Origin of the sequence: Corallococcus sp. 4LFB (assembly GCF_046520365.1) — a bacterium.
GTDB classification, from domain to species: Bacteria; Myxococcota; Myxococcia; order Myxococcales; family Myxococcaceae; genus Corallococcus; species Corallococcus caeni.
The window spans coordinates 1-3576 of sequence record NZ_JBKGHJ010000671.1 but is presented as its reverse complement, the minus strand read 5'-3'; the positions used below and the strand labels follow the sequence as shown (position 1 = coordinate 3576).

The 3576-nt window shown below is 70.7% G+C and carries 4 protein-coding genes and 1 pseudogene; 2 read left to right on the top strand and 3 right to left on the bottom strand.

Annotation, left to right across the window (positions count from 1 at the left end; genetic code table 11):
* Positions 1-126: 126 nt before the first annotated feature.
* The 3 genes from ACLEQD_RS39265 to ACLEQD_RS39255 all read right to left on the bottom strand — a co-directional run bounded on the left by ACLEQD_RS39265 (position 127) and on the right by ACLEQD_RS39255 (position 2143).
* The gene (locus ACLEQD_RS39265) at positions 127-840 is read right to left on the bottom strand and encodes an HAD family hydrolase (protein ID WP_410391020.1); all 714 of its coding nucleotides are present in this window, start codon (positions 838-840) and stop codon (positions 127-129) included.
* 47 nt (positions 841-887) lie between these two features.
* A complete protein-coding gene (locus tag ACLEQD_RS39260) occupies positions 888-1667 on the bottom strand; it encodes a hypothetical protein (protein WP_410391018.1) in 780 nt (259 codons plus the stop codon).
* 128 nt (positions 1668-1795) lie between these two features.
* Positions 1796-2143: a hypothetical protein gene (locus ACLEQD_RS39255; RefSeq protein ID WP_410391016.1), complete on the bottom strand. Its 348-nt coding sequence runs from the start codon at positions 2141-2143 to the stop codon at positions 1796-1798.
* 215 nt (positions 2144-2358) lie between these two features.
* On the opposite strand from ACLEQD_RS39255, the gene ACLEQD_RS39250 reads away from it, so the two are divergent.
* Both ACLEQD_RS39250 and ACLEQD_RS39245 read left to right on the top strand, forming a co-directional pair.
* Positions 2359-3360 (top strand): site-2 protease family protein, encoded by a 1002-nt coding sequence (locus tag ACLEQD_RS39250; RefSeq protein WP_410391014.1) that lies wholly within the window; start codon positions 2359-2361, stop codon positions 3358-3360.
* A pseudogene (locus ACLEQD_RS39245) lies at positions 3357-3576 on the top strand (hypothetical protein); the annotation flags it as partial. The gene ACLEQD_RS39250 and the pseudogene ACLEQD_RS39245, both read left to right, overlap by 4 nt.

Here is a 3576-nt window from a genome sequence, read left to right as displayed (position 1 = left end):
CCAGCAGCCACGGGCTCGTGGCCGCCGGGGGCGCCTCCGGTCCTTCCCCGCCGTCAGCGCGCCGCCGCGTCCTCCCGCGGCCACGGGTTCATGGCCGCCCTGGGAGCCGCCGCGCCGTCCTTCGCCTCAGCGCGACTCCTCGTCCTTGGAGGTGTCCCGCGACGCCGCGTCCCACGGCCAGGCCTCGGGGTCCTCTTCCAGGCGGCGCAGGAGTTCCGCGGGGTCCTTCACCAGCGTGCGGCAGCCGGCCGTGCGCAGGTCGTCCGCGCGGAAGCCGCCGCACAGCACGCCCACGGACGCCAGGTGCAGCTTGCCCGCGGCGAGCGCGTCGTAGGGCGTGTCACCCACCACCACCACCGTGGCGGGGTCCGGCTTGCCCAGCTTCGTGAGCGCGGCCTCGAAGATGTCCGGGTGCGGCTTGCTCTTGTCGACCTCGTCCTTGTTCGTCTTCGTCTCGAACAGGCCGTCGATGCCGCACAGCTCCACGTAGCGCTTGAGCTCGTCGTCCTTGGCGCTGGACGCCAGGGCCAGCTTGCGGCCGCGCTTGCGCAGCTGCTGGAACAGCTCCTTCACGCGCGGGAAGCAGCGCACCTTGGGCAGGAACTCGCGCTTGAAGAGCGCGGAGCGGTACTCCTCCAGGTCCTTGCCGAAGCGCTCCAGCTCCTCGTCGTTGAAGAAGACGGGCAGCAGCTGGTCGGCGCCCTTGCCAATCTGGCTGCGCACGTGCGCGAACGGGATGTCCCGCCCGAACTCGATGAACGACCGGCGCCAGGCCTCGGCGTGCTCGTCCACGGAGTCGATCAGCGTTCCATCCACGTCGAAGATGACGTTCTCAACCATGCGCGGCGAACCTCCGCCGCCCAAGGTGGCGATGGTTGACGGAACGGTCAACCGCCCGAGGCTGGCTTCGGTCCACTCTCCTGCGCTTCGCTGTCCACGAGTGTCCGGGTCTGCACGCTGTATCCGTCCGGCGCGGCGGGGGTGAAGGCGTCGTTGGGCAGCGAGCCCTTCAGGTCCACGCTGGACAGCACCGTCTCCCCCTGCTTCGCGTCCCCCAGCCAGCGGGTGAGCTTTCGCGGCACGCACAGGCCCAGCGTGGCGTCGCAGTGCTCCTCCTCCATCCGCACCTCCGCCCGGGTGCCGTCCGGCGCGCGCGTCCGCCTGGCCAGGAAGTCCAGCGTGGGCCAGCGCAGCACGTACGTCACCTCCACGCCCCCGCCCGCCTCGCCCTCCAACCCCATGGACAGCTCCACCGCCTCCTTCGCCTGGGGCAGGCCGGTGGTGCGCTTCGCCTTCGCGCTGCGCAGCAGCAGCGGCGCGCGGAAGCCGTCCGGCACGAAGGGGGTGAAGATTTCAGTGAGGAACGCGGACAGCTTCTCCGCGGAGACCTGGGACGTGAAGGTGGTGAACTGCTTCGTCGCCTCCACCTGCTCGTACAGGTGCTTGCCGTCCCACCACACCTGCCGCGCCTGGGGGGCGGACACGGTGCCGCGCATCTTCTGGGGCGCGCGGTACGCGAAGGTGAAGCCCGCGGAGGCCGTATCGCCTTCGGTCTGGGTGCCCGCCAGCTGGTAGGCCTGGAGCTTCGCGTCGCGCGCGGCCAGCTTCTCGCGCACCTGGGCCATCAGCTCCGCGTCGTTCGCGCTCCGGAGGAGGACGAGCGGCACGCGAGGAGGCACACGAGGGGCAGCAGGAGGAGGGCGCGCATGGAAGGCTCGGGGACGGGCTCGAAATGGAAAAGGCCCCGCTGTCGCCAGGGGGCCTTCGGACTGCCTCGGTGAGGAGGCAGCGTGGACTACTTCACCGCCACGCCGGTCGCGGAGGAGCTGGTGATGCCGATGATGGTGCCGAACAGGGCGAAGATGCCGTGACGGGGCGTGGTGCTCGCCGACTTCAGGTCCACCTTGGAGGCGCCCATGGCCTTCGCCTCGGTGATGAGGAGCTTGTTGACCACGGTGTCCAGGTCGCTCTGGACGATGTCGATGATGTGGAAGATCGCGGTCAGGCCCAGCGAGCTGCCCTGGATGACGGCCACGGCCTCGCCGTTGGCGGCGATCTCGGAGCCGGAGACGACGGCGGACTCGACGCTGGTGCAGCCCACGAGCGAGGCGGCGGCGACGGCGGACAGGATGAGCTTCTTCATGGTTATCTCCCCAACAGACGGTGGCTTGGATGGTGGCGGGACGGCCCGGACGGGCGCTCCGCCGTTCGGTGAAACCGCAAGCGGCGCGGTTCGTAGCAGAAGGCTTTTTCAAGTCAAGGACCCGGGACGGGGTAATCCGGGTTGTGTTTGACACTTCATCCGCTGGGCGCCCCAGGACCGGTCGCCCCGCTTGCGGACGTGAGGCATCTTCGCGCATGCACCCGGTTTCCCTTCCGCGTCCCGCCCCGTCCCGCGTCTGGCTGCACCTGCTGCTGTTCGGGGTGACGCTGGGGACGACGTTCCTCGCGTACCTGCTGCTGTTCGGGCGCTCGTTCCCGTTCAGCGGGGGCGGGCTGCTGGCGGAGGACCGGACGCAGGCGCTGTTCTTCAGCGTGTCGCTGCTCTCCATCCTGGGCTCGCACGAGATGGGGCACTACGTGCTCGCGCGCTGGCACCGGGTGGACACGTCGCTGCCGTACTTCATCCCGCTGCCGGTGCCGGGGAGCCTGGGCACGCTGGGCGCGGTCATCCGGCTGCGCGGGCGCATCCCCACGCGCAACGCGCTGGTGGACATTGGCGCCGCGGGGCCGCTGGCGGGCCTGGTGGTGGCGCTGCCGCTGCTCTACTGGGGGCTGCTGCACTCCACGGTGGTGGACTCGCCGCCGGTGCCGTCCGCGTTCCCCGGCGAGTCGTCGCTGTGGGTGCTGGGGCAGAACCTGCTGCACTGGGTGATGGAGAAGGTGACGCAGGCGCCGCCCGCCGCGGACGTCGTCTACACGAGCCACCAGACGCTGTTCGGCGACAACCTCATCATGAAGGCGCTGACGTGGCTGGCGCTGGGCCCCGTGCCGGAGGGCAAGGACGTGGTGGTGCACCCGGTGGTGATCGCCGCGTGGTTCGGCCTGCTGGTGACGCTGCTCAACCTGTTGCCCGTGGGGCAACTGGACGGCGGGCACCTGACGTTCGCGGTGTTCGGGGCGAAGGCCCGCCGGGTGGGGCAGGGCGTGGCGCTGGTGCTGCTCTTCCTCACCGTGTTCGTCACCGCGTCGTGGGGCCTGTGGCTGGTGGTGGCGAGCAAGGTCGTGGGCTTCGGCCACCCGGAGGTGGTGCGGCCGGAGGAGCCCCTGAGCCCCTCGCGCAAGCTCATCTGCGCGCTGTGCCTGCTGGCGCTGGTAGGGTGCGCGATGCCCATCCCGCTGCGAGAGGTGTGGTCATGAAGTACCAGTGCGAAGGCTGCGAGCGGCTGGTCCCGGTGGAGTCCTTCCGCATCGAGGACGGCCAGCTGGCCGTGACGTGCCGGGTGTGTGGCGCGAAGACGCTCGCGGGGCCGTCCCCGTCCGCGTCGCCCGTGTCCGCGGTCGTGCCCGTGGCCGCCCCGGTGGCCGAGCAGGAGGCGTCCCGGGAGGACGCGCCGGACCTCGCGGAGGGGACGG

Bases quoted from the DNA above. Each gene is read 5' to 3' on its own strand.
- ACLEQD_RS39250 (WP_410391014.1), top strand. From the start codon at position 2,359: ATGCACCCGGTTTCCCTTCCGCGTCCCGCCCCGTCCCGCGTCTGGCTG.
- ACLEQD_RS39265 (WP_410391020.1), bottom strand. From the start codon at position 840: ATGGTTGAGAACGTCATCTTCGACGTGGATGGAACGCTGATCGACTCC.
- ACLEQD_RS39255 (WP_410391016.1), bottom strand. From the start codon at position 2,143: ATGAAGAAGCTCATCCTGTCCGCCGTCGCCGCCGCCTCGCTCGTGGGC.